Origin of the sequence: Halomonas sp. MMH1-48 (assembly GCF_022348105.1) — a bacterium.
Classification (GTDB): domain Bacteria; phylum Pseudomonadota; class Gammaproteobacteria; order Pseudomonadales; family Halomonadaceae; genus Vreelandella; species Vreelandella piezotolerans.
This window is the reverse complement of the sequence record NZ_JAKRFL010000014.1, coordinates 18545-41412: the sequence shown is the minus strand read 5'-3', so window position 1 is coordinate 41412 and position 22868 is coordinate 18545. Positions and strand designations below refer to the sequence as shown.

Sequence of the window (22868 nt, the reverse complement as noted above, 5' to 3'; positions counted from 1 at the left end):
CATTCGCCACTACTTTCTGTCGAGTACTTCTCAGGCTGATCGCCAAGTCTTTTGCTGCTTGGTCAGCGGTTTAGCAGCCGACAAAAAAAGCGCTGGCGAGATGCCAGCGCTCGCAGAGAGAGGCGATGCCTAGCCGTGCCCTTTGTCCGGGTGGGGCACCGGCTTTTCACCGACTTCTTCTGAACGTAACTCAATCGGCTTGCCCTGGGTCTTTTGAGTATGCTTCAACTGCATATGAAGGCCGGTTTTGGCCAGCAGATGGGCGCTGACCGGTGCGGTGATGAAGAGGAAGAGCGTGATCAGCAGCTCCTGGATATCCGGTTTACCATCGACGCTCCAGAAGTAGCCCATGGAGGCAATCAGCATGCAGCCGATGCCGAGCGTGGTGGCTTTGGTAGGGCCATGTAAGCGCATGTAGAAATCGCGCAGGTGTGCCATACCTAACGAGCCGATGAATACGAATACACCGCCCGCTAACAGCAGCAAAGAAATGATCGCTTCAACGAAAAATGGCATCACTGCACCCCATCGATCAGGTTCATTCGATAATATCTCCGCGCAGAATGTATTTGCACACGGCCACGGTGCTAATAAAGCCGAGCATGGCGATCAGCAGGGCCGACTCGAAATAGGTCTTACTGTTGAGCCATAACCCGAGTAGCACGATCAAGGCGATGGAGTTGACGTACATGGTGTCCAGCGCCAGCACCCGATCAGGGAGGTCGGGGCCCACCGTCAGTCGGTAAAGGTTCATTAGTAGAGCCATCACCACCAGCGCTAAGGTGATATAGAGCGCAATACTCAGCATTCGTAAATCTCCTTGAGCGGCCGTTCGTAGCGTTCGCGAATTTGCTCGATGAGCGCCTCTTCATCGTCCACATTCAACGCATGGATCAGCAGGGATTTGCCATCCATACGCAGGTTGGCCGATACGGTTCCCGGCGTCAGGCTGATCGTGCTGGCGAGCAGCGTGATGGTAAAACGCTCCTCCAGCATCAGGGGGTACTCGATGAAGTGGGGTTTGAGTTTGCGCCACGGGTTCGCGATCAGGTACGCCACCTCGAAATTGGCGGTCACGATATCGCCTAATACTCGCAATCCAAAGCGCAGTAGCAGCATGGGTTTGTTGATACGTGGCCGGGCATCCCAAAAGCGATGGGTCAACAAAGGAATCACTATGGCCAGCGCGCCCCCCAATACCAGCTGACCAAAAGCGTAGCTGCGTACCAGGAGCAGCCATACCAGAAGCAGCAGTAACGATAGCACCGGTGTGGGTAGCCATTTGCGTGGGATAATCATGGTGTTTCTCCTGCGTCGGGCAGCAGCGTTTCGATCAATCGCTGAGGGTTGGCAAGCTGCTCACCCGTGGCTTGGGTGTAGCTGCTTACCGGCCCGGCAAAGGCCACCAGCAGCGGCGCAGCGCTGAGTAGCCACAGCATGCCCATCCACTGATAGCGGGATAGCGGACTGCCGCTAGGGCTGCCCCGGTGGCTGCGCCAAAACAGCGTCGAGCCCGCCCGGGAGAGGGCGATGAGCGAGGCGAGACTGGCCAGCAGCAGCAGCGGCCATAGCCACACGCGCTGGGTGCCCTCGGCCGCTACCAGGACCATCGCTTTCCCCAAAGCACCCGACAGCGGTGGCATTCCCACCACGGCAATCGCACCGATGAAAAAGGCGATCGCCAGCGCATTGCCTTGTACCAGTGGGCGCCCTTTGACGATCCGCGTGCCGGCCTTGCCGCGCTGTAAGCCAATCATTTCCGCCAGTAGGAACAGGCCACCGGTCACCAGGGTCGTGTGGATGAGGTAGTAGAGTAGGGCAGAAGTGGCCTCGGCGGAGCGCATGCCTACACCCGCCAGCAGCGTGCCAACCGAAATCAACACCAAGTAAGCCACCAACAGGCGTAGGTCACGGGCGGCCATCACGCCTACGCCAGCCGCTGCCAAGGTGGCAAGGGCTAGCCACCATACCCACGGCTGTTCCAGCGCGACGAGCCCGCCTGCCTGCTCGCCAAACATCAGCGAATAGACCCGAAGAATGGCGTAGATACCCACCTTGGTCATGATGGCAAACAGGGCTGCCACCGGGGCAGGTGCCGCTGCGTAGGCGCGGGGGAGCCAGAAATAGAGCGGCAAAATGGCTGCTTTCAGGCCAAATACCACCAGCAGCATTAACGCACCGGCCGTTACAAGCCCTTCACGCTCGGCGGGCAGTCTGGCGATTTTATAGCCCATATCCGCCATATTGAGCGTGCCGGTGGCCCCGTACAGAATGCCAACCGCAATCAAGAACAGCGACGAGCCTGCCAGGTTGAGCACCACATAGTGAACGCTGGCCTGAATGCGCGCTTTGCCGCCGCCGTGTAGCAGCAGTGCGTAGGAAGCCAACAGCAGCACTTCGAAGAAAACGAACAAGTTGAACAGATCGCCGGTCAAGAACGCGCCGTTGATACCCAGCAACTGCCACTGGAACAAGCCGTGGAAGTTACTGCCTTTCTCGTCGTCGCCACCGCAGGCAAACACCACAGCGCCCACGGCTAACAGAGACGTCAGGAGCACCATCAGCGCGGAGAGGCGGTCGAGCACCAGTACGACGCCAAACGGGGGTTGCCAGTCGCCCAACGCGTAGTAGGTGATATCGCCGCTGGCGGCTTGGTGCAGCAGGGCAATCGAAGCTAGCAGCAATAGAAACGTGGCAACGACACTGACGGCGCGCTTGTAATGCACGAGCCCCTGGCGTTGGTAAAGCAACAAAATACCTGCGACCAGCGGCAGTACCACGGGCAATACAATCAGATGCTGAATCATTCGCGGTCTTCCTTTTTACCATCCACGTGGTCGTTACCGACTTCGCTACGCGCCCGCATGGCGAGAATGACGACGAACGCCGTCATGGCAAAGCCGATGACGATGGCGGTGAGGACCAGTGCTTGAGGAAGCGGGTCGGCGAACTGAGAGCCCTCATTGACTAACGCGGCGCCATCCGTGGTCAGCCCGCCCATGGAGAACAAGAACAGATTGACCGCATAAGAGAGCAGCGTAAGGCCCACCACGACCGGGAACGTCCTTCCACGCAGCGTCAGATACAGCCCGCAGGCAGTCAAAACGCCCGTGGTAATGGCGTAGAGCATTTCCATTAGTGGGACTCCTTTTCGTTCGGCGTGTCGTGGTGGTCGGACATCTTCGGATCGGTCACCGGTCGGTGCGGTGTCGTCACCTTGCCCAAATTGGCCAAAATCATCAGTGTGGCGCCCACCACCGCGAGATACACACCCAAGTCGAACAGCAGCGCCGTGGCAAGCTCGAACGTGCCAATCAGCGGTAGACTGAAATAGCCAAACGACGAGGTTAGGAAGGGGTAACCCAGCAGCCAACTACCCAGCCCGGTGAGGGTGGCAATGGCCACACCGACCACGGCGACGGGCTGGAAGGGAAAGTTCAGGCGCTCCTGTGCCCACTCGACGCCCCGCGCCATGTACAGCAGGATCAACGCAACCGCGGTGATCAAACCGGCAATGAAGCCGCCGCCGGGCTGGTTATGGCCGCGTAAGAAGATGAAGGCCGAGACCAGCAGTGCCAACGGCAGCAGTGCCATGGAGATCGAGGTCAAAATGGCCGGGTAGCGATCCGGCGACCAGACGCGCCCTTCGCCATCGCTGTGTGGCATGAACAGGCGCAGGCGGTTGAGCAGTTTGAAAATGGCCAGGCCGGCAATCGCCAATACGGTAATTTCGCCCAGCGTATCGAAGCCCCGGAAGTCGACCAGGATGACGTTGACCACGTTATAGCCGCCGCCGCCAGGCTTGCTGTTCTCCACGAAGAAGTTGGAAATCGAAAGCGTCTCGCGAGTCATCACCGCGTAGTTCAAACTGGCCACCACGAGGCCCAGCGCACCGGCTAGCAGGATGTCGCGTACGTTGCGCATCGGACTCGATTCGGTTGGTGTTTTTTGCGGCAGAAAGAAGAGTGCCAGCATTAGCAAAATCATCGTCACGACCTCTACCGACAGCTGGGTCAACGCGAGATCCGGTGCGGAGAAGCGGGCAAAGGTCAGGGCGACGAACAGGCCCACTACCGACAGCATCAATAGTGATATCAAACGGTAGCGGTGGGTGGCTGCAGTAGCGACACCTCCAAACATCAGCATGCCTGCGCCGAGCAGTACGACGCCATCGATGGGCTGATTGCCTTGGCTCCCCGTCAGTTCTTGGATGCTGGCAAGACCGATCACCCCCATGAGTAGAGCGGCCCCCAGTAACCAGCCCATGTAGCGCTGTAGCGAATTTCCTTCCAGCTTGGTCATGACCTGTTCGGCGCGATAGCCGGTGGAAAGGATCAAACGCTCGAAAACGCGACGGGCATCGACGCTGTCGAAGGGCTGCATGAAACGACGCAGATCGGCATGGCGCCAGTACATGGCAATGCCCGCTGCAAAGGCGAGCAAGCTCATCATCAATGGCAAATTCACGCCGTGCCAGATGGCGAGATAGAACGATAACGGCTCATTCAACACGGCGTGGGTGGCTAGCTCCAAAATACCGGTCGCAAAAAAAGCAGGGAATAGGCCCACCAAGACACATAGCGCAACCAAAAGCTCCACGGGCAAACGCATGAGGTGAGGCGGCTCGTGAGGGGCTTTGGGCGTCTTCTCGCGGGCGGGCTTGTAGAAGACCGCATGGACCAGTCGCAGTGAGTATGCCACCGAGAGAATGCCGCCCAGCGCCGCCAACGCGGGCAGTACCCAGCTCAAGCCGCCCAGCACGGGAGTGGCGAGTGTCTCGGTAAAAAACATCTCTTTCGATAAAAAGCCGTTGAACAGCGGTACCCCCGCCATGGCGGCGGCGGCCAAGGTGGTGAGCAGGGCGGTGACCGGCATCGCTTTTTTTAGCCCGCCAAGCTGCTTCAGCTCCCGGGTGCCGGTTTCATGGTCGATGATACCCGCGCTCATGAACAGCGCCGCTTTGAAGGTGGCGTGGTTCAGGATATGGAACAGCGCCGCCAGCACGGCCATGGGGCTGCCAATCCCCAGCAGTACGGTGATCAAGCCCAAGTGGCTGACGGTCGAAAACGCCAAAATGCCTTTCAAGTCGGTTTTGAACAGCGCAAACCACGCGCCATAGAGCAGCGTGATGGTACCCACCAGTGGCACGATCACGCTCCACAGCGCGCTATCGGCAATGGCCGGATGCAAACGCGCCATGAGAAAAATACCCGCTTTCACCATGGTGGCCGAGTGCAGGTAAGCCGATACCGGCGTAGGAGCCGCCATGGCGTGGGGAAGCCAGAACTGAAAAGGAAACTGTGCGGACTTGGTGAACGCCCCCAATAATACTAGCACCAGCATCAGCGGGTAGCGCGCATCCTCGACGATGGCAGCGCCGCTAGTCAGCACGACATCCATGCGGTAGCTGCCCGCCATATCGCCCAGCAGAAGCAGGCCCGCCAGCAGAGCCAGTCCGCCTGCACCGGTCACGGTCAGTGCCATGCGTGCCCCTTTACGAGCATCGCTTCGGTAGGACCAAAAACCAATCAGCAGAAACGACGATAGGCTGGTCAGCTCCCAGAACAGCCAAAGTAGGATCAAATTGTCGGACATGGAAATGCCGACCATCGATGCCATGAACAGCATCAAGAAGGCGTAAAAACGTCCAAAAGGCTCATCGCTTGCCAAATAAAAGTGGGCATACAATAGAATTAGCAGTCCTATGCCCAGTATGAGCAGGTTGAAAAGCAGCGACAGGCCATCAAGGCGAAACGCCAGCTCCAGGCCAAGGGCGGGCATCCAGTCGGCTGCAAAACGCAGCGCTTCGCCCTCCAGCAGGGCCGGAATTTGCAGCAGCGTGAGTAGTAGCGCCGTTGCTGGCAGTATGCCCGTGGCAAGCGAGCACCAAGTGCGGCCGCGTTGGGCAGTCAGTGCCGGCACCAGTACGCCCAGTAACGGCAGTAAGGCGATCCACAGCAGTGTCATGAGGTCATCCAGCGCAAAAAATCAAAAAGTCACCCAAGCAACGAGCGTTGCCCAGGAGGCGAAGATACATCAAGTGAAACAACAGGATATCACTTGTATGGAAGGTGCGTGATTTTAGTATAAAGTGTCGACGTTAATCGTTAAGAGACTCCTTGCTCCATGAGTGAACCCTTTAATACCTGGCAAGCCCGCTTTGAAAAGCTGCGTAGCAACAAGTTTTTTGAAGGGTTGGTCATTTCCATTATCGTGATCTCTGCGCTGGTGATTGGCGCGAAAACCTACGAAGAAACGTCCCGAATAGAGCAGTGGTTGCTCTATCTGGATGTCGCCGTCACGGTGTTCTTCCTGGTCGAGATTCTGATCAGAATGGCAGCCGAGCGCAACTTAGTCAGCTTTTTTAAGAAGGGCTGGAACGTTTTTGATTTTTTGATCGTCACCGCCAGCCTGATTCCTATGGACGATTCGGAGATGGTGCTGCTAGCGAGACTGCTTCGGATCTTCCGTGTACTGCGCTTGGTATCGATGATTCCCGAGCTACAGATGCTGCTCGCGGCGCTGGTCAAGTCGATTCCCCGCATGGGCTACGTCGTGCTGCTCATGTTCATCATCTTTTATATCTATGCGGCGCTGGGAAGCTTTCTTTTTCACGACGTGGATGAGTTTTTATGGGGCAACATCTCCATTGCCATGTTGACGCTGTTTCGCATTGCGACGTTCGAAGACTGGACGGACGTGATGTACGCCACACAGGAAGTATACGTTTGGAGCTGGATTTACTACTTGACGTTCATTTTTCTTACGGCGTTTATTTTTCTTAATATGATGATAGGTATCGTGCTGGACGTGATGCAAAAAGAGAGCGCGCAACTCGATACCGACCATGAGGAAGGCGATCCGGCACAGCTGCAGGCGCTGCGCGATGACGTCCACTCGCTGAAAACTCAGCTCGATCGTATGGAAGCCGCCATGGCAGAGCGTCATGCAGCTACGTCGCCTCCACATCGCCCTTCAGACTCTGCGACAACCGATTAACGACAGGAGCGCGACTATGATGCTGTCCGACCCCTCTAAAAAGTATCGCCCCTTCGTGGCCGTGGACTTGCCTGACCGCCAGTGGCCAAGCCAGCGTATCGACACACCGCCCATCTGGTGCAGCGTGGACCTGCGCGATGGCAATCAGTCGCTAATCGATCCGATGGATCAAGAGCGTAAACAGCGCCTGTTCGACATGCTCTTGAAAATCGGTTTCAAAGAGATCGAAGTGGGTTTCCCTTCCGCGTCGCAAACCGACTTCGACTTCGTACGTTCGCTGATCGAGCAAGACAAAATTCCTGAGGACGTGACCATTCAGGTCCTGACCCAAGCGCGTCCACACCTGATCGAGCGCACCTTCGAGGCGTTGAAGGGCGTCAAAAACGCCATCGTTCACGTCTACAATGCCACCGACCCGATGTTTCGTCGGGTGGTGTTCAACGTGAATAAAACCGAGTGCGTGCAGATTGCCGTCGAAGCGACGGCGCAGATTCGTGACTTGATGGCGGCCAACCCTGACACGAACTGGACTTTTCAGTACTCCCCCGAGCTATTCACCACCACGGAGATGGACTTCGCCGTCGAGATCGTCGAGGCGGTGATGGATACCTTTGGCCCTAGCGTCGACAATAAAATGATCGTCAACCTGCCGGCCACGGTGGAAGTCGCCACGCCGAACAACTACGCCGACCAGATTGAGTGGTTCTGCCGCCATGTGAAAAAGCGCGATACCCTGATCGTCAGCGTTCACCCGCACAACGACCGTGGCACTGGCGTGGCGGCCGCCGAGCTAACGCTGATGGCGGGAGCGGATCGCGTCGAGGGCACGCTGTTTGGCAACGGCGAGCGTACGGGTAACGTGGATATCGTCACGCTGGCGATGAACATGTATACCCAAGGCGTTCATCCGCAGCTCGACTTCTCCAACATCACTCCCATCATGCGTGAGGCCGAGTATTGTAACCAGTTGCCCGTTCACCCACGTCACCCCTATGTGGGCGATCTGGTCTTCACCGCATTCTCGGGCTCTCACCAGGATGCCATCAAAAAGGGCATGGCCGACCGTCGCGTTCACCCTGAAGCGCCGTGGGATGTTCCCTACTTGCCCATCGACCCCCTAGACGTTGGCCGTAGCTACGAAGCGGTCATTCGCGTGAATAGCCAGTCGGGCAAGGGCGGTATCTCCTACTTATTAGAGCAGGAGTACGGGATCGAACTGCCGCGCAGACTCTCTATCGAGTTCAGCCAAGTGGTCCAGGAAGTCGCCGACCGCACGGGTAAAGAGATCACCTCGCAGATGATCTACCAAGCCTTCGCCGACGAATACTTGGAACAGCGTTCACCCCTGGCACTGGTCAACCATCGCCTCTCGTCCGAGCCAGATAGCCCTAAAGTGGCGCTGGAAGCGACGGTCGAGAATGGTGGTCAGCGGCAAACTCTGACCGGCGAAGGCAACGGCCCGCTGGCCGCGTTCATCAAAGCGCTGGTGGCAAGCGGGCAAGAGGTGGAAATCATCGACTACCACGAGCACTCCCGTGGCCAGGGAGCCGATGCCGAGGCCATCGCCTACGTCGAGGTGCGTATCGATGGCAAAGCTGTGTTCGGCGTAGGCACCGATGAGAGCATCACCAGCGCCTCCATGAAGGGAGTGCTGAGCGCCATTAATCGCCACTACTCCACTCAGCCCGCAGCGGCAAACGTGACGGCAGCGACATTGGGATAAGTGCTCAGACGATTCCTCCAAAAAGGATATCTGCGCACTGAAAGAGGGCGTTAATCAAAACGGAGCTGCCACTATAGGCCGCTCCGTTAATGGATGCCTCAACCGCCGACGCTATTCTGGCAGGGCGTAAACGGCGATCTGATCACCTACCTGATTTTTCAGAATGGTATTGCCACCAGAGACGAAGGCGACGTATTGCCGGCCCTCGTACTCATAGACCGCGGGGTTGGAGACGGAAGGGGCTTCGGTTTGGTCCGACCATAGCTCCTCACCGGTTTCCAGCGAGTAGGCACGTACCTTGGCATCCATCGAGGCGCCGATGAAAATGACGTTACCAGCGGTGACGGCTGGACCGCCAATGGTAGGCGAGCCCCAACGTTCGGGCATGAAGAAGCCATACTGTTGAGAAACGCCCATTGGGCGGCGCCATTTGATGTCTCCCGTGGTCATATCGATGGCAACGAGTTCGCCGAAGGGCGGCTCCCAGCAAGGCATGCCCCAGCGATTGAGCGCGACTTCCAAACGCATACCGTAGGGCGCTCCTTCCTGAGGGGCGAAGCCGCTTTCGTTGCCTGATCCGCTATCTGCTTTTTCATAGGCCTCGCGCTCATATAGCTTGATGTACTGCACGATGTGCGAGGTATTGACGATAGCGGTCTGGCTGTCAGGCTCGAAGGCCACTCCACCCCACTGCACGCCGCCGGCGCTAATGGGATAGCCCAGCGTGCCTTCACCTTGAGTCGTCGGTGGGGTGTACATGCCTTCGTAGCGGAGTTCATCCCAGAGCGCCGAGCATTCGCCAAAGCTGACTGCGTCGGCAAGCGCCCAAACGTTGGGTTTCTCGGATTGATCCAACAGCGGTACCGGTTTGGTCGGGAATGGCTGGGTGGGCGCGTAAACCTCACCTTCGACGCTACCGTCGCCGCTCGGCACTGGCCGCTCTTCGATAGGCCACACGTCCTCGCCGGTTTCGCGATTCACCACGAAGAGAAAGCCCATTTTGGTCGCCTGAAGCAGCGCCGGGATCTCTTCACCATCGACGGTAATGTCCATCAACGTCGGGGCCGCAACGGTATCGTAATCCCAGATATCGTGGTGAACCCATTGGCGTGACCACACCACCTCGCCTGTCTCGATATCCACGGCGGTGGTGGATGTTCCTAAGGGCACTTCCTCGGTGCGATTGCCGCCCCAGTAGTTGGGCGATGGCGAAGACACGGGTAAATATACCAACCCTAGCTCTTCATCAGCGGACATATGTGTCCACACGTTAGCCGTTCCGCTCTGCTCTCGCACCTCATCAGAGAGCGCCTGGAATGTCCATTCGCGCTCGCCGGTGCGCGCATTGATGGAGAAGACCGTGCCAGGGGGCGCCTGCTCATAGGCCCAATCATTGCCTGCCCAGCCAAGAATCAAGTGGTCGCCCACAACGGTGGGTGGCTGCAGTAATGACAAGGGCCATTTATCGTGGGTGTCGTTCCATTGATTGACGTCGAGCACGCCGTTCTCGGCAAAGTCTGCGCACTGTTCGCCGGTATCGGCGTCGACTGCAAACAGCTGGGCATCCATGGTGCCCATGTAGATTATTTTTTGGCAGGGCTCGCCTGCTTCTGAATCAGTCGCCTCCCAATAGGCGACACCGCGATTCTTCAAGGCGGGCTGGGTGAGAGCTTCCAAGGAGGATTGTGTATCGAAACTCCATTTCTCTTCACCACTTGCAGGGTCAAGTGCCAGGATCCGGTAAAACGGCGTGCCGATGTACAGCGTATCATTGGCAAACACCGGCGTGGCTGACCAAACCGTCGCGGGCAGATCGCCTGAGCCATCGGCCACATCGCCCGTATGCAACTCCCAGACTTTTTCCAAATCGGCGACGTTATCTGCAGTGATCTGATCGAGCGGGCTGTACTTCTGGGCGTTGAGCTGGCCGTGGAAGCTGTCCCAGATGGGCTCTCCTGGTACCAATGGGATGGGCGCGGCGCTAGAAGCTGTATCCAATGAAGCATTGTCTTGCGCTGTTGATGGTTCGTTCTCGACTGAGACCTCCTGAGCCATGAGCGGCAACGGGGTTAGGCCGAGGGTCAAAGCGGTCATCGCGCTTAAACCAGGCTTAAAGGACATCAGTGGAGCGCTGGAGAGGAATAAACGGGTCATCATGAGCAGCTCCTTAAGAATGCGCAAGGCGCGCCGGGCGCATCAGGTCGAGTATCAGGCCTATCAGGCCTACTACCATGGCTACGCCTATCCACCATTGATGAAGTAGCACAGCGGCGAATCCCGTGCCGCCGAGACCCAGCAGAATGAGTATCCGGAGAAAAATGGCAGTGCCGGGACCTTGAGTAGACGCCAGTAGCAGGGCCAATATGGCAAGCGCGAGACAGGCCAAGATGGCTACCAATGCACCGAGTGTTCCAGTGACGCCGGTCAGTGGAGTGAAATAGGCATACAGCGCGATGGCAAGCCCCGTAAGCGACGCGATTAGCAGGACGATCGCGCCCGATCGTGAGGGAAAGGATGACGACATGACGAGTTGGCCTCCTGCCGTGGGTGGTTCCTGATCTGAAATCTAACGCCGCATCAAGCAGAGTTAGACTTATAAACTTAGCAGAAAACGACATCCTTACGATCTGGAAACATGCAAAAGCTCCAAAGACGCCTATCCCGTTTTCGTAAGCAGAGGGATAGCGCGTGCATGTTGGGTGCCTGATATGGTTCTACTTGCGACAAGACTAGGCCTCTTTGGTCGGCGGCATCCCCGGAACAGCTTTCGAAGGAGGCGTCATCGCGGATCAATGACGAGAAGTAGCTATTTAAAACGCTCATTATTTCAATACATGTGCAGAGCGTCGCTAGTTTACCCAGTATTTATGAAGGCTCTGTTGATCAAACCTTAGAGGCCCAAGCATAGGCAGGAGGTGTTGCTCATCACGGCGGATGAACTGGTGGCTGTACGCTGGGCCTATCTGAAAGATGTAAACTAACGTCTCGGTCGTCGCTTCATTGCTGAGTCACCCGAGCTACTGAGAGCCGCAGTTTTACCAAATGTATCACAGCGGCGTTTTACTCCCTTTTCCGGGGATCTCCCGCACCAAGCGCGGCATCAAAAAACCGGGCAAATGATCGCGCAGTGCAGCCACCAAGTCGCGGGCTTCGTCGTCGGGCACATCGAAATGGGCAGCGCCCTGTACAGGATCGAGTACATGCAGGTAGTAGGGCAGAATGGCTGCCTCGAACAGCCGCTCCGACAGCGCTGCCAAGGTGGCGACGTCATCGTTGATGCCGCGCAGCAGCACGCTCTGGTTGAGGAGCGTTGCGCCCGCTCGTTTGAGTCGCGCGCAGGCATCGACGACCGCCTGATCGATCTCGTTGGCGTGGTTGATATGCAATACCACGACCGTTTGCAGGCGTGTCGATGTGAGCCAGCCGAGTAAAGCGTCATCTACTCGGTCAGGAATCACCACCGGTAGACGGGTATGAATGCGCAGTCGCTTGAGGTGAGCAATGCTTTCTAACTGTTCGACCAGCCAGGCCAGTTGGCGGTCATTGGCCGCCAACGGGTCACCACCCGACAAAATTGCCTCGTGTAGGGTCGTGTCGCTACGTAGGTAGTCGAGTGCTTCCTGCCACTGCGCTCTTGAGGGGGAGTTATCGCTGTAGGGGAAATGGCGGCGAAAGCAGTAACGACAGTTGATCGCACAGTTAGGGCTGGCGATCAGCAGCACCCGGCCCGCATACTTATGGATCAACCCTTTCGCTGGCCGATGGTCGGCCTCTTCCAGAGGATCGACGACGTAGCCTTGAGGCGTCAGCGCCTCTTCGCTTAGCGGCATCACTTGGCGCAACAAGGGGTCGTTGATGTCGGCATGGGCGATTCGTGTGAGGTACGCTTCCGGCACGCACACGTCGAAAAGGTCATGCCCTATTCGAGCGCCCGCTAGCCAGTCACGGCTCAAACCCAGCCGTTCACACAGTATTTGTGGGTCGCGAATGGCGTGAGTAAGCTGCTGCTGCCAAGTGGAAGGCACCCGTGCGTCACGATGGCTTTGCGCTTCAGACGCGGCAATAATGATGTTCTCCTGCAAAAAAGCCCTCCTTCGGGTTATCATGCGCGCACTTATTGAGCGACGCCATAGGCAACGTATGGCATCGCGCATCACCTGTCGAAGCCAATAACTGAAATGGATGATTGAGAAACATTATGGCGAACTATTCTACCAACGAATTCAAGGCCGGTCTGAAAGTAATGCTCGACGGCGACCCTTGCTCGATCGTCGAGAACGAGCTGGTCAAGCCGGGTAAAGGCCAAGCGTTCAACCGCGTCAAGCTGCGCAACTTGATGACGGGTCGTGTCGGTGAGCGTACGTTCAAATCTGGCGACTCACTGGAAGGTGCCGACGTCATGGACCTGGAAATGGAGTACCTCTACACCGACGGTGATATGTGGCACTTCATGAAGACCGACGGCTCTTTCGAGCAGTATGCCGTCGAGAAAAAAGCGCTCGGCGATACTGAAAAATGGCTCAAAGAGCAGGTGCCGTATACGCTGACCCTTTGGAACGACAAGGCGATCTCGGTCACGCCGCCCAACTTTATCGAGCTGGAAGTAGTCGAAACCGATCCCGGCTTGAAGGGCGATACGGCCCAGGGCGGCTCGAAGCCAGCCACACTGTCGTCAGGTGCCGTGGTTCGCGTTCCGCTGTTCATTAACCAGGGGGAAGTCCTGAAAATCGACACCCGTTCTGGTGAGTACGTATCACGCGCTTGATCGCGCGATAACCAAAGCGGCAGACGTAGTCGCTCGAGCATTTCATTGATAAAGCCACGCGATACTATTGCGTGGCTTTATGCTGTTAGGGAGAAGGGAATGACACTGAACTGGCAGCCAACGGCAACGGTGGACACCTTGCGCGAGCGCGCTCGCTTGATCGCTATGATGCGCGCCTTTTTTGCCGCGCGGGACATATGGGAAGTGGAGACGCCAGTGCTCGGCCAGGGAGGGAGTACCGATGTGCATTTGGTGTCGCTAGCGACGCTTGCCCGCACGGATAAAGGTCAGCGCAAACTGTGGCTGCAAACCTCGCCCGAGTTTCATATGAAGCGGCTGCTGGCAGCCGACAGCGGCCCCATCTTTCAACTGGCCAAAAGCTTTCGTGATGGTGAAGTGGGGGCACGACACAATATCGAATTCACCATGCTGGAGTGGTATCGCCCTGGATTCACACTCGCACAGCTGATCGAGGAAACGACGGCGTTGGTGGCGCACGTACTGCCGCAGTCACCGGGCCCGGTGGTGCACTACCGTTATCGTGAACTTTTCCATCGTCACTTGGAAGTCGACCCGTTCACCACGTCGCTGGAAACGCTGCGAACGCTAGCGGCGCAGCGGGGCAATATGTCGGCCCAAGCGCTAGCCGAAGAGGGGCGCGATACGTGTCTGGATCTATTGATGGGCATGGTCATCGAGCCCACGCTTGGGCAGCAGGAGCTGAGCGTGGTAGTGGATTACCCGGCGAGCCAGGCGGCGCTGGCGCGCCGCCATCGAGATGCCGATGGTGAGTGGGTGGCGTCGCGCTTCGAGCTATACATGAACGGCATCGAGCTGGCCAACGGTTACGATGAGCTGACCGATGCCGAAGAGCAGCGCCAGCGTTTCGATGCGGATAATGCCGAACGCCGCCGGTTAGGGCTGACGGAAGTGGAGGTCGATGCTCATTTGCTGGCAGCGCTAGAGCAGGGGCTGCCCGCCTCTTCCGGCGTAGCGCTAGGACTGGATCGTTTGATTCAGCTGGCGCTGGGCAAAGCACGTTTGGAAGAGGTCTTGGCGTTTTCGACGGCCAACTGCTGACCAATAGCGTTGGCCGTCTTGCATTAAGGCGTGGCTGTCGCTAGGGACTGGCCCATCTGGATTTTCGTCCCTAGCGCATGGTTGCCGAACATAATGGGGTTGGCAAAGCACATGACCACGGTGGAACCCAGCTTGAAGCGGCCCATCTCCGCGCCTTTTTCCAGCACGATGGGCTGCCCGAAGCGCATACGCTGCGGGTGGCCCGACAGCGGCGTGACCTGACCAGACCAAACCGTCTCGATGGCCGCCACGATCATGGCGCCCACCAGCACCATGGCCATCGGGCCGTGTTCGGTATCGAAGATACAGACTAAGCGTTCATTACGGGCGAACAAGCCGGGCACATGGTTAGCGGTAGCTTGATTGACCGAGAAGAGACGCCCAGGCACGTAGATCATTTCCCGGAGCGTGCCGGTTACCGGCATGTGCACGCGGTGATAATCGCTTGGCGAGAGATAGACCGTCGCAAAGCTGCCGTTCAAAAACTCATCGGCCAACCTTTTGTCGCCGCCCAGCAACGTTTGAGCGGAAAACGTGTGCCCCTTGGCCTGCACTAGCATGCCCGCCGTGGTGAGGCGGCCAAACTGAGAGAGCGTGCCGTCAGCAGGACTCAGCACACCGTCACCCAGTGGGCGCGCATCGGCTCTTAGCGCCCGGGTGAAGAAGTCGTTGAACGTGGAGTAGGCGGTCGGGTCTGGCTCGAGCGCCTGGCTCATATCCACGTTGAAGCGCTTGATGAACGCATTGATCAGGGTGTTTTTTACCCAAGGGTGATCGCACTGGCCAAACTTACCCGTTAGGCGTGATAGGGCGTGCTGAGGCAGCGGGTACTGCAGCAGTGAAAAGGCTTTTTGGGAAAGAGTCACAGTAATGTCTTCATTTCTCGATAGGTGTGTCGTCGCGATTGCCCCACTCGCCCCAAGATCCCGCATAGCCGCGCATGTTGAAGCCAAGCGCCTTGCCGACTAGCCAAGTAAAGCTGCTGCGGTGATGGCTTTGGCAGTGAGTGGCAATTTCCATGTCGGGAGTGAGTCCAAGCGCATTGAGTTCGGTCATCAGCTCGGCGTAGTCGCGGATTCTCAGCGCGCGGCTGCGATCCATGGCGTCCAGCCAATCCATGTTCACTGCACCAGGAATGTGTCCTAAGTGTTTGTTATTACCGCGTTCGCCGTCGTACTCCGCCTTGGAGCGGGCGTCCCAGATGGCAAACCGCTTGTCGCCGAGCTTCTCTTTGATCTCGTCGCAGGTGATGGCGACGTTGGGGTTGAGAATCTCGGCGTGGTAGTCGCTAGGTGTCGGGGCGGTCAGCTCGGTGCTCTCTTCCAGCCCTGCGTCACGCCAGGCGTGAATGCCGCCGTTCAGGTAGGAGTAGCGGGTGTGGCCAATCAGCTCCAGCGTCCAGAGCAGCCGTGCCGCCCAGCCGCCGCCTTCGTCATCGTAGGCCACCACATGGGTGTCGCGGGTCAATCCCAGCGCGCTAAACAGCCTAGAGAGAAATGCGACCGATGGCACGTCATTGGGGACTGGACCTTCCCCGCGCATCAGGTAGCGGAAATCGAGATAGACGGCGCCAGGAACGTGGCCTTGGCGGTAGCTGTCGCCGTTGACGGGCACGTCGATGATGAGCAGTTGGGGCGCCTGCAGGTGCGCGTGTAGCTGCTCCGGCTCGACGATGAGCGGGAGTAGGTTGTGCTCTGATGAGTGGCTGGCAGTGCTCATGTCCGGTTCCCTGTCCTGGATGGTAAAACGAACACGACAGGGTGTCGCGATGCCACCCCATCATGGAGAATTCGTTACTACGGGTTCAAGCTATCGAGTATGCGTCGGTAGCTGGCAAAGCGCTCTGGATGAATCTTGCCTGCCTCGACGGCCTCTAGTAAAGCACAGCCTGGCTCATTGCGGTGGCGGCAGTCGCGAAAACGGCACAGGCCCAAATAGGGATGAAACTCGATGAAGCCCTCGGTTACGTCCTGCTCGTCCAGATGGATCAGACCAAATTCCCGAATCCCTGGTGAGTCGATCAGCTCGCCATTGCTGACCTCGTCGCGGCGCATGGCGTAGAGCCTTGCCGTGGTGGTCGTGTGGGTCCCTTTGCGTGAATCTTCCGACAGCGCGCCAATGCGTAGGGTTTCATCGGGCAAGAGCAGGTCGATCAATGAAGACTTGCCCACCCCGCTTTGGCCGACGAAGACCGATGTGCGCCCCTCTAACTGCTGGCGCAGCGCATCCAAACCGTGGGGATTGGCCGTTGTCGTGCGTATGACGGGATAGCCCAGCGCACGATAACGCTCCAAGAGCTTACCTAGTTCGCCGCCATCGTCGGGCAGCAGATCCGTTTTGTTGAGTACCAGTACCGGCGCGATTCCCGTCGCTTCGGCAGCGACCAGATAACGGTCGATCAGGTTGGGGTGGGGCGCGGGCTCCACGGCAAACACGATCAGCAGCTGGTCGATGTTGGCCGCGACCGGCTTGAGCTGACCGCGGGGGTCGGGACGCTTTAAGATGCTGTCGCGCTCTTCGCGGGCAACGACCACCCCCGAGCCGTCCTGGCCTGCCCGCCAGATGACTCGGTCACCGGTCACCAAACCCTCGAGGTTGGCGCGCAGGTGGCAGCGTATGGGCGTCCCGTCGGCGTCACGAACTTCCAGCGTGCGGCCAAAATGGGCCATGACGCGGCCCGGCTGTTCGGGGCCATATTCGCCCGCGGAGAGCTTTTCGGCGTCCTTGGCATCACGCTTTTCGGCACGCTGGGCGCGTTCGGCTTGGATTTTCTCGACGCGCCACTGCTGCTGACGGCTTAATTTACGTTTGCTCATGACCACCCGATGATCGTTACAATAGAGGGCATTGTACCCATCTAGCCGGCCCACTGTCCTGTATGGGGTGCGGGTTGGCGCAAGATAAGCGACACTTTTGTTCACTGCGCCGAAACAAGGGCGACCCTGACCAAGGAATGAATGTAATGAGCGAGCAAAACGGCGCACCGCGTAGTGACCTGTTGGTGTGGATCGATTTGGAAATGACCGGTCTGGAACCGGATAAAGAGCGTATTATCGAGGTGGCGACACTGATCACCGATGCTCGTTTGAATGTCGTGGCAGAAGGGCCGGTGATCGCCGTCAAGCAGCCCGATCGCTTGCTGGCCAATATGGACGATTGGAACCAGAAAACTCACGGTGAGTCTGGATTGGTGGCGCGCGTGAAAGCGAGCACCGTCGAGACGCAAGAAGCAGAGCGTCAGACACTCGATTTCTTACGCCAGTACGTCGTTGCAGGCTCTTCGCCGATGTGCGGCAACAGTATTCACCAGGACCGCCGCTTTTTGGAGCGGGAAATGCCCGAACTGTGGGCGTTTTTCCACTACCGCAACCTGGATGTCTCGACCGTCAAAGAGCTGGCCAAGCGCTGGAACCCTGGTGCGCTGGCGGGCTTCAAGAAGCAAAACGCCCACTTGGCCATGGACGACATCAAGGAGTCGATCGCGGAACTGGCCCACTATCGCCGCACGTTTTTACGCGTGGAAGAGGGCAGCGACGAAGAGGAGTAGCGTTCAGGCGCGCGTGGCGATACGCGCATCACGCTTGCGGCGCTGCTCCGCGAGTGCCCAGGCAACATGTTCACGCACTAGGTCGCTTGGGTAGGCCCGTCTGGCCCATAGCGCGGCCTCGACGGCATCGCTCCACGGGGCGTTGCCCAGGCCAACGGCGAGATTGCGCAGCCAGCGCTCGTAACCGATGCGGCGAATGGGGCTACCGGCGGTCTTGTCGAGAAACTCCTCTTCGCCCCAACTGAACAGCGCGATGAGCGAGGCGCGATCGAGATCGTGGCGTGGCGCGAAGTCTGCTTCTTGGGTGATTTTCGTGAAGCGTGTGAACGGGCAAACGAGCTGGCAATCGTCGCAGCCATACACGCGATTGCCCATGGCGCGCCGATACTCTTCGGGTATGGCGCCGGGTAGCTCGATGGTGAGATATGAGATGCACTTGCGCGAATCGACGACCTTATCGTCCACGATGGCCCCAGTGGGGCAGGCGGTGCGGCAGGCGCTACAGCTACCGCAGTGCTCCTGCTCGAAGGGCGCATCGACGGGCAGGGGGAGGTCGGTATACAGCTCGCCAAGAAAAAACAGCGAGCCTGCTTTGGGGTTCAGTAGCATAGCGTTTTTGCCGAACCACCCCAACCCCGCCTTCTGGGCAAGCGCGCGCTCCATCACCGGCGCCGAATCCACGAAGGCGCGGAAGCCGAATTTCCCTACCTCCCGCTCGATTTGCTTGGCTAGCTGCGCCAAACGTTTGCGCATCAATTTGTGATAATCACGCCCCAATGCATAGCGAGATACGTAGGCGCGGTGCGGCTGCCCCAATACTTTGGCACTCTCTACTTCGGCGGGCAGATAGTCAATGCGCACGCTGATCACTCGCTGTGTGCCGGGTTCCAGCTCCTCGGGGCGCGTGCGCTTGGTGCCGTGCTTGGCCATGAAAGCCATCTCGCCGTGATAGCCACTCTCCAGCCAGCGGTTCAAGTGCGCCTCGTGGGCCGCTAGGTCCGTGTCGGCGATGCCGACCTGTTGAAAGCCCAACTCGCGTCCCCACTGCTTGATCTGCTCGGCCAGCCGATGCAGGTGGTCATGGGTCAGAGCGTCGCTGGAGGGTGGAAATGTGATGGAACTTGGCATGGTCAGTCAACGGTGATGCGTTAAGCGCGCTATGCTAACGCATTAGCCGCTGGCACGACATGCCGCGTATGACGACGCGGGTAAGGTATGCGCATGAGCGTTGATTTAGGGCCTTTACAAGGAGTCATTGTGTCTACGTTGAACACCTCTTCACTTCGTCCTCTCTACACCGCATCACAGGTCCGTGAGTTGGATAGGCGTACCATTGCCGGGGGGATCGACAGCTTTGCCTTGATGCAGCGAGCGGCCTCCAGCGCTTGGCACAGTTTTCGCTCGCGCTGGCCCCAGGCGCGCAGCGTGACCGTGCTGTGTGGCGGCGGTCACAACGGCGGTGACGGTCACGTGCTGGCAGCGCTGGCCATGCAGTCGGGCCTCAAAGTACAGCGTCTTTCTCTGAAGCCGCTAGATACGCTTTCTGGTGACGTGGCGCGCGCCGCCGAGCTGGCCACGGCTGCAGGCGTCAGCTTCGAAGAGTGGCAGCCAAGCACGACGCTGTCTGGCGAGGTCATCGTCGATGCGCTGCTGGGTACGGGATTGACCGGTGAGGTCGAAGGCAGCGTCAAGCAGGCCATTACGGCCATTAACACCGCGTCTCAGCCCGTGCTGGCGCTGGATATCCCTTCGGGAGTATCGGCCGATACCGGCGCGATGCTGGGTACGGCGGTCGAGGCCACCTGCACGGTAACGTTCATTGGCGACAAAATCGGCCTACATACTGGCGAGGCGCCTGCCTACGCCGGTGACATCGATTTTCGCCCCCTGGGCGTCAAAGCGCAGGCGTTTTTCGATATTCCGCCGACCGCTTGGCGGTTGGATGAGGCAATGCTCAGCGAGGCATTGCCACCTCGTTCGCGCACCAGTCATAAGGGGAGCCTAGGGCACGTACTGGTGATGGGCGGCGCGCCGGGGTTTGGTGGTGCGGCGCTGCTAGCCTCTCAGGCGGCAGCGCGCTTAGGAGCAGGTAAGGTGACGCTCGCTACCGCACAGGAACACCTGACTGCCAGCCTCGTGCGCTGCCCAGAAGTCATGGCGCGTGCAGTGCGTAGCGGGGCCGACGTGGCCGAGTTGCCCGCCAATGCGGATGTCGTGGTGGTTGGGCCAGGGATGGGGCAAGAGGCCTGGGGCCAGGCAGTGCTGCAAAGTGCGCTACAGGCATCGACACCGCTCGTCATCGATGCCGATGCGCTCAACCTGCTGGCCAGCCGCTGGCCAACGCTTCGTCGGGACGACTGGGTATTGACGCCTCACCCTGGCGAAGCGGCCAGACTGCTGGGCTGCAGTGTGGCCGATGTCCAGGCGGATCGTCCGGCGGCCGCCCGGGCGTTGCAGCGCGCCCGTGGGGGCGTCGTGATTCTGAAAGGTGCTGGCAGCCTAGTGGCGGGTCCCAGCGGACTGGTCGTCTGCCCTTACGGGAATCCCGGCATGGCGAGCGGCGGTATGGGCGATGTGCTGAGCGGCATGTTGGGCGCCTTGATGGCTCAACTGGGCGGCTTGGAGCAGAGCGCTTGGCTAGGTACGATGCTGCATGCTCTGGCAGGCGACGAGGCGGCCAAAGCCGCCGGAGAGCGTGGCCTGTTAGCCAGTGATCTGGCATCCTATGCACGAGTGCTCATTAACCCGTGAAGGCGGCCAACATGCAGGTGCAATTGAAAGATGAAGTGGCCCACGTTGCCTTTGGTGAGGCGCTGGGTCGAGCGCTAAGCGGTCGCGGGCGCGTTTATTTGGAAGGCGATTTAGGGGCAGGTAAAACCACCCTGACGCGCGGCATTTTGAGAGCATACGGCTATCAGGGAGCCGTTAAGAGCCCAACCTATACGTTGGTGGAGCCCTACGAGCTGGGCGATCAACGCATTTACCATCTGGATTTGTATCGTTTGGCAGACCCAGAAGAGCTTGAATTCATGGGCGGACGAGACGTTCTCGCCGATGATGCTCTCTGTCTGATCGAATGGCCCAGGAGAGGCGAGGGTTGGTTACCCGCACCCGATGTGCGCATTCAGCTCTGCGTAGCGGCGCAGGGTCGAACGGCGCGTTTGATGGCCGAAACCGCCTTTGGCCAGCGTGTCTTAGCGCCCTTGGAGGCAAGGATCATCGATAATTCGCGGGAGAGTGGTGGGATTCAATGGATATGAAACGACCCCTCGTTCGGCTATTCATCCGCTGCGCAGTAGGATGTGCGTTTTTATTGACCGCCAGTGCGACCACCGCGCAGGCGGCCAACGTCGAGAGCATGCGGCTTTGGGCGGCACCCGATCACGCGCGTTTGGTGTTCGATCTCACGGGGGCCACTCAAGCCAACGTATTTTCGTTGGACAATCCGTCACGTCTGGTGATCGATCTAGACGACAGTCAGCTCAATACCGATGCCTCCACGCTGCCACTGGAAGGCAGCGCCATTTCCGCCGTTCGCACAGGGGTGCGAGACGAGGGCGGCTTGAGGGTGGTGCTCGAGCTTAACCGTGCTATCGAGCCTCGTCATTTTACGCTTCCGCCTAACGACCAGTATGGGCATCGTCTGGTGGTCGATCTGGAGTATCCCGGCGAGAGTGCAGTGGAAAATCCCATCGATCCCATCGAAGCGATGATTCGTGACCAGGAGATGATGGCACAGCGCTCGGCCCAGGCGCGGCTACCCGGCGTAGAGGCCGACGTGCCATCTCCAGCGCCAGATCAGCCGCCGGTAGAGGTGCAGCCCGCTCAGCCGCACCCACAGCGGGACATTATTATTGCCATCGACGCCGGGCACGGTGGCGAGGACCCGGGTGCCATTGGCCCGGCGGGCACCCGTGAAAAAGATGTCGTGCTGGAAATTGCCCGTCGGCTCGCCTCCGACGTCAATCGCACGCAGGGGTTCAAAGCCGTGCTGATTCGCGATGGCGACTACTACCTCGGTTTACGCCAGCGCACCCAACTGGCTCGTGAGCAGAAGGCCGATTTCTTCGTCTCGATTCACGCCGATGCCTTCACTAGTCCCCGCCCTCAGGGTAGCTCGGTGTATGCGCTGTCACAGCGTGGGGCGACATCAGAAACGGCACAGTGGCTGGCCGATAGTGAAAATCGCTCGGATCTGATCGGCGGTGTCGATGGCAGTTTGTCGCTGCGTGACAAAGACCAAGTGCTGCGCGGGGTGCTGCTGGACCTTACCATGACCGCGACGCTCAACGACTCGCTGTCGATTGGCGGGCAGGTACTCGAACAGCTTGGGCGAGTCAACCGGTTGCATAAATCCCGGGTCGAGCAGGCGGGCTTTATGGTGCTGAAATCACCGGATATTCCATCGCTGCTGATTGAGGTGGGCTTTATATCGAATCCCGACGAAGAGCGTCGCCTGCGCGACCCAGTGCACCAACAGGGGCTTTCGACGGCCATTTTCAGCGGCCTGCGCGACCATTTTCAGCGTAATCCACCGCCAGCCAGCCTGCTGGCGTGGCAGCGGGATCATCAGCGCAGCCCCACGGGCGACGAATATCGCATCCAATCAGGCGACACGCTCTCCTCGATTGCCGTTCGCCACGGTGTCCCGGTAAACCAGCTGAAACAGGCCAACGATTTGAATGGCGACATCATTCGTGTGGGGCAGGTGCTACGTATCCCCAGTTCGTGACACGCATGCTTAATAAACCACT

Annotated in this window: 21 protein-coding genes; 8 read left to right on the top strand and 13 right to left on the bottom strand. The window is 58.7% G+C overall.

Annotation, left to right across the window (positions count from 1 at the left end; genetic code table 11):
* Positions 1 to 129: 129 nt before the first annotated feature.
* From MHM37_RS12725 to MHM37_RS12700, 6 genes are read right to left on the bottom strand one after another with little or no spacing between them, the layout of a single operon-like run.
* On the bottom strand, positions 130 to 516 hold the full coding sequence (locus MHM37_RS12725; protein WP_139527096.1) for a Na+/H+ antiporter subunit G: 387 nt from the start codon (positions 514 to 516) through the stop codon (positions 130 to 132).
* A 22-nt stretch (positions 517 to 538) separates the two neighbouring features.
* Complete coding sequence (locus tag MHM37_RS12720) at positions 539 to 808, bottom strand: K+/H+ antiporter subunit F (RefSeq protein WP_044629074.1); 270 nt, start codon at positions 806 to 808, stop codon at positions 539 to 541.
* Positions 802 to 1299, bottom strand: a complete 498-nt coding sequence (locus tag MHM37_RS12715; protein ID WP_139527097.1) for a Na+/H+ antiporter subunit E — start codon at positions 1297 to 1299, stop codon at positions 802 to 804. The genes MHM37_RS12720 and MHM37_RS12715 overlap by 7 nt, the downstream gene beginning before the upstream one ends.
* Complete coding sequence (locus MHM37_RS12710; protein WP_239296931.1) at positions 1296 to 2807, bottom strand: monovalent cation/H+ antiporter subunit D; 1512 nt, start codon at positions 2805 to 2807, stop codon at positions 1296 to 1298. Before MHM37_RS12710 ends, MHM37_RS12715 begins: the two co-directional genes overlap by 4 nt.
* Positions 2804 to 3136 carry a Na+/H+ antiporter subunit C gene (locus tag MHM37_RS12705; protein WP_139527099.1) on the bottom strand — a complete coding sequence of 111 codons (333 nt, stop codon included), beginning with the start codon at positions 3134 to 3136 and terminating at the stop codon, positions 2804 to 2806. Before MHM37_RS12705 ends, MHM37_RS12710 begins: the two co-directional genes overlap by 4 nt.
* Positions 3136 to 5967 (bottom strand): monovalent cation/H+ antiporter subunit A, encoded by a 2832-nt coding sequence (locus tag MHM37_RS12700; RefSeq protein ID WP_239296933.1) that lies wholly within the window; start codon positions 5965 to 5967, stop codon positions 3136 to 3138. The genes MHM37_RS12705 and MHM37_RS12700 overlap by 1 nt, the downstream gene beginning before the upstream one ends.
* A gap of 159 nt (positions 5968 to 6126) precedes the next feature.
* On the opposite strand from MHM37_RS12700, the gene MHM37_RS12695 reads away from it, so the two are divergent.
* Together MHM37_RS12695 and leuA are read left to right on the top strand one after the other, a co-directional pair.
* Positions 6127 to 6999 (top strand): ion transporter, encoded by an 873-nt coding sequence (locus tag MHM37_RS12695; protein ID WP_239296934.1) that lies wholly within the window; start codon positions 6127 to 6129, stop codon positions 6997 to 6999.
* A 16-nt stretch (positions 7000 to 7015) separates the two neighbouring features.
* Entirely contained in the window at positions 7016 to 8722 is a 1707-nt protein-coding gene (leuA, locus tag MHM37_RS12690; protein WP_239296935.1) for a 2-isopropylmalate synthase, read from the top strand.
* A 111-nt stretch (positions 8723 to 8833) separates the two neighbouring features.
* Here the strand turns inward: leuA and MHM37_RS12685 are convergent, their stop codons facing one another.
* The 3 genes from MHM37_RS12685 to epmB all read right to left on the bottom strand — a co-directional run bounded on the left by MHM37_RS12685 (position 8834) and on the right by epmB (position 12804).
* The gene (locus tag MHM37_RS12685) at positions 8834 to 10843 is read right to left on the bottom strand and encodes a pyrroloquinoline quinone-dependent dehydrogenase (protein WP_239296960.1); all 2010 of its coding nucleotides are present in this window, start codon (positions 10841 to 10843) and stop codon (positions 8834 to 8836) included.
* Positions 10844 to 10889: 46 nt separating this feature from the next.
* Positions 10890 to 11246, bottom strand: a complete 357-nt coding sequence (locus tag MHM37_RS12680; protein ID WP_239296936.1) for a hypothetical protein — start codon at positions 11244 to 11246, stop codon at positions 10890 to 10892.
* Between the two features lie 523 nt (positions 11247 to 11769).
* Complete coding sequence (epmB, locus tag MHM37_RS12675) at positions 11770 to 12804, bottom strand: EF-P beta-lysylation protein EpmB (RefSeq protein ID WP_239296937.1); 1035 nt, start codon at positions 12802 to 12804, stop codon at positions 11770 to 11772.
* Between the two features lie 116 nt (positions 12805 to 12920).
* Here epmB and efp point away from each other — a divergent pair, with 116 nt between their 5' ends.
* Together efp and epmA are read left to right on the top strand one after the other, a co-directional pair.
* The gene (gene efp / locus MHM37_RS12670) at positions 12921 to 13487 is read left to right on the top strand and encodes an elongation factor P (RefSeq protein WP_139527117.1); all 567 of its coding nucleotides are present in this window, start codon (positions 12921 to 12923) and stop codon (positions 13485 to 13487) included.
* Positions 13488 to 13586: 99 nt separating this feature from the next.
* On the top strand, positions 13587 to 14567 hold the full coding sequence (gene epmA, locus MHM37_RS12665; RefSeq protein ID WP_239296938.1) for an EF-P lysine aminoacylase EpmA: 981 nt from the start codon (positions 13587 to 13589) through the stop codon (positions 14565 to 14567).
* 23 nt (positions 14568 to 14590) lie between these two features.
* Here the strand turns inward: epmA and asd are convergent, their stop codons facing one another.
* From asd to rsgA, 3 genes are all read right to left on the bottom strand, one after another.
* Positions 14591 to 15433, bottom strand: coding sequence for an archaetidylserine decarboxylase (gene asd, locus MHM37_RS12660; protein WP_153842841.1), 843 nt, complete (start codon positions 15431 to 15433; stop codon positions 14591 to 14593).
* 10 nt (positions 15434 to 15443) lie between these two features.
* Positions 15444 to 16286, bottom strand: a complete 843-nt coding sequence (locus tag MHM37_RS12655; protein WP_219861135.1) for a sulfurtransferase — start codon at positions 16284 to 16286, stop codon at positions 15444 to 15446.
* A 77-nt stretch (positions 16287 to 16363) separates the two neighbouring features.
* Entirely contained in the window at positions 16364 to 17383 is a 1020-nt protein-coding gene (gene rsgA, locus MHM37_RS12650) for a small ribosomal subunit biogenesis GTPase RsgA (protein ID WP_219861133.1), read from the bottom strand.
* A gap of 146 nt (positions 17384 to 17529) precedes the next feature.
* Here rsgA and orn point away from each other — a divergent pair, with 146 nt between their 5' ends.
* On the top strand, positions 17530 to 18114 hold the full coding sequence (orn, locus tag MHM37_RS12645) for an oligoribonuclease (protein WP_239296939.1): 585 nt from the start codon (positions 17530 to 17532) through the stop codon (positions 18112 to 18114).
* Positions 18115 to 18117: 3 nt separating this feature from the next.
* On the opposite strand, the gene queG is transcribed toward orn, so the two are convergent.
* A complete protein-coding gene (gene queG, locus MHM37_RS12640) occupies positions 18118 to 19242 on the bottom strand; it encodes a tRNA epoxyqueuosine(34) reductase QueG (RefSeq protein ID WP_239296940.1) in 1125 nt (374 codons plus the stop codon).
* A gap of 129 nt (positions 19243 to 19371) precedes the next feature.
* On the opposite strand from queG, the gene MHM37_RS12635 reads away from it, so the two are divergent.
* From MHM37_RS12635 to MHM37_RS12625, 3 genes are read left to right on the top strand one after another with little or no spacing between them, the layout of a single operon-like run.
* Entirely contained in the window at positions 19372 to 20865 is a 1494-nt protein-coding gene (locus tag MHM37_RS12635; RefSeq protein WP_153842846.1) for an NAD(P)H-hydrate dehydratase, read from the top strand.
* 11 nt (positions 20866 to 20876) lie between these two features.
* A complete protein-coding gene (gene tsaE, locus MHM37_RS12630) occupies positions 20877 to 21374 on the top strand; it encodes a tRNA (adenosine(37)-N6)-threonylcarbamoyltransferase complex ATPase subunit type 1 TsaE (RefSeq protein WP_239296942.1) in 498 nt (165 codons plus the stop codon).
* Complete coding sequence (locus MHM37_RS12625; RefSeq protein WP_139527126.1) at positions 21365 to 22846, top strand: N-acetylmuramoyl-L-alanine amidase; 1482 nt, start codon at positions 21365 to 21367, stop codon at positions 22844 to 22846. The genes tsaE and MHM37_RS12625 overlap by 10 nt, the downstream gene beginning before the upstream one ends.
* Positions 22847 to 22868: the final 22 nt, after the last annotated feature.

Bases quoted from the DNA above. Each gene is read 5' to 3' on its own strand.
- MHM37_RS12725 (WP_139527096.1), bottom strand. From the start codon at position 516: ATGCCATTTTTCGTTGAAGCGATCATTTCTTTGCTGCTGTTAGCGGGC.
- MHM37_RS12720 (WP_044629074.1), bottom strand. From the start codon at position 808: ATGCTGAGTATTGCGCTCTATATCACCTTAGCGCTGGTGGTGATGGCT.
- MHM37_RS12715 (WP_139527097.1), bottom strand. From the start codon at position 1,299: ATGATTATCCCACGCAAATGGCTACCCACACCGGTGCTATCGTTACTG.
- MHM37_RS12710 (WP_239296931.1), bottom strand. From the start codon at position 2,807: ATGATTCAGCATCTGATTGTATTGCCCGTGGTACTGCCGCTGGTCGCA.
- MHM37_RS12705 (WP_139527099.1), bottom strand. From the start codon at position 3,136: ATGGAAATGCTCTACGCCATTACCACGGGCGTTTTGACTGCCTGCGGG.
- MHM37_RS12700 (WP_239296933.1), bottom strand. From the start codon at position 5,967: ATGACACTGCTGTGGATCGCCTTACTGCCGTTACTGGGCGTACTGGTG.
- MHM37_RS12695 (WP_239296934.1), top strand. From the start codon at position 6,127: ATGAGTGAACCCTTTAATACCTGGCAAGCCCGCTTTGAAAAGCTGCGT.
- leuA (WP_239296935.1), top strand. From the start codon at position 7,016: ATGATGCTGTCCGACCCCTCTAAAAAGTATCGCCCCTTCGTGGCCGTG.
- MHM37_RS12685 (WP_239296960.1), bottom strand. From the start codon at position 10,843: ATGTCCTTTAAGCCTGGTTTAAGCGCGATGACCGCTTTGACCCTCGGC.
- MHM37_RS12680 (WP_239296936.1), bottom strand. From the start codon at position 11,246: ATGTCGTCATCCTTTCCCTCACGATCGGGCGCGATCGTCCTGCTAATC.
- efp (WP_139527117.1), top strand. From the start codon at position 12,921: ATGGCGAACTATTCTACCAACGAATTCAAGGCCGGTCTGAAAGTAATG.
- epmA (WP_239296938.1), top strand. From the start codon at position 13,587: ATGACACTGAACTGGCAGCCAACGGCAACGGTGGACACCTTGCGCGAG.
- MHM37_RS12655 (WP_219861135.1), bottom strand. From the start codon at position 16,286: ATGAGCACTGCCAGCCACTCATCAGAGCACAACCTACTCCCGCTCATC.
- rsgA (WP_219861133.1), bottom strand. From the start codon at position 17,383: ATGAGCAAACGTAAATTAAGCCGTCAGCAGCAGTGGCGCGTCGAGAAA.
- orn (WP_239296939.1), top strand. From the start codon at position 17,530: ATGAGCGAGCAAAACGGCGCACCGCGTAGTGACCTGTTGGTGTGGATC.
- queG (WP_239296940.1), bottom strand. From the start codon at position 19,242: ATGCCAAGTTCCATCACATTTCCACCCTCCAGCGACGCTCTGACCCAT.
- tsaE (WP_239296942.1), top strand. From the start codon at position 20,877: ATGCAGGTGCAATTGAAAGATGAAGTGGCCCACGTTGCCTTTGGTGAG.
- MHM37_RS12625 (WP_139527126.1), top strand. From the start codon at position 21,365: ATGGATATGAAACGACCCCTCGTTCGGCTATTCATCCGCTGCGCAGTA.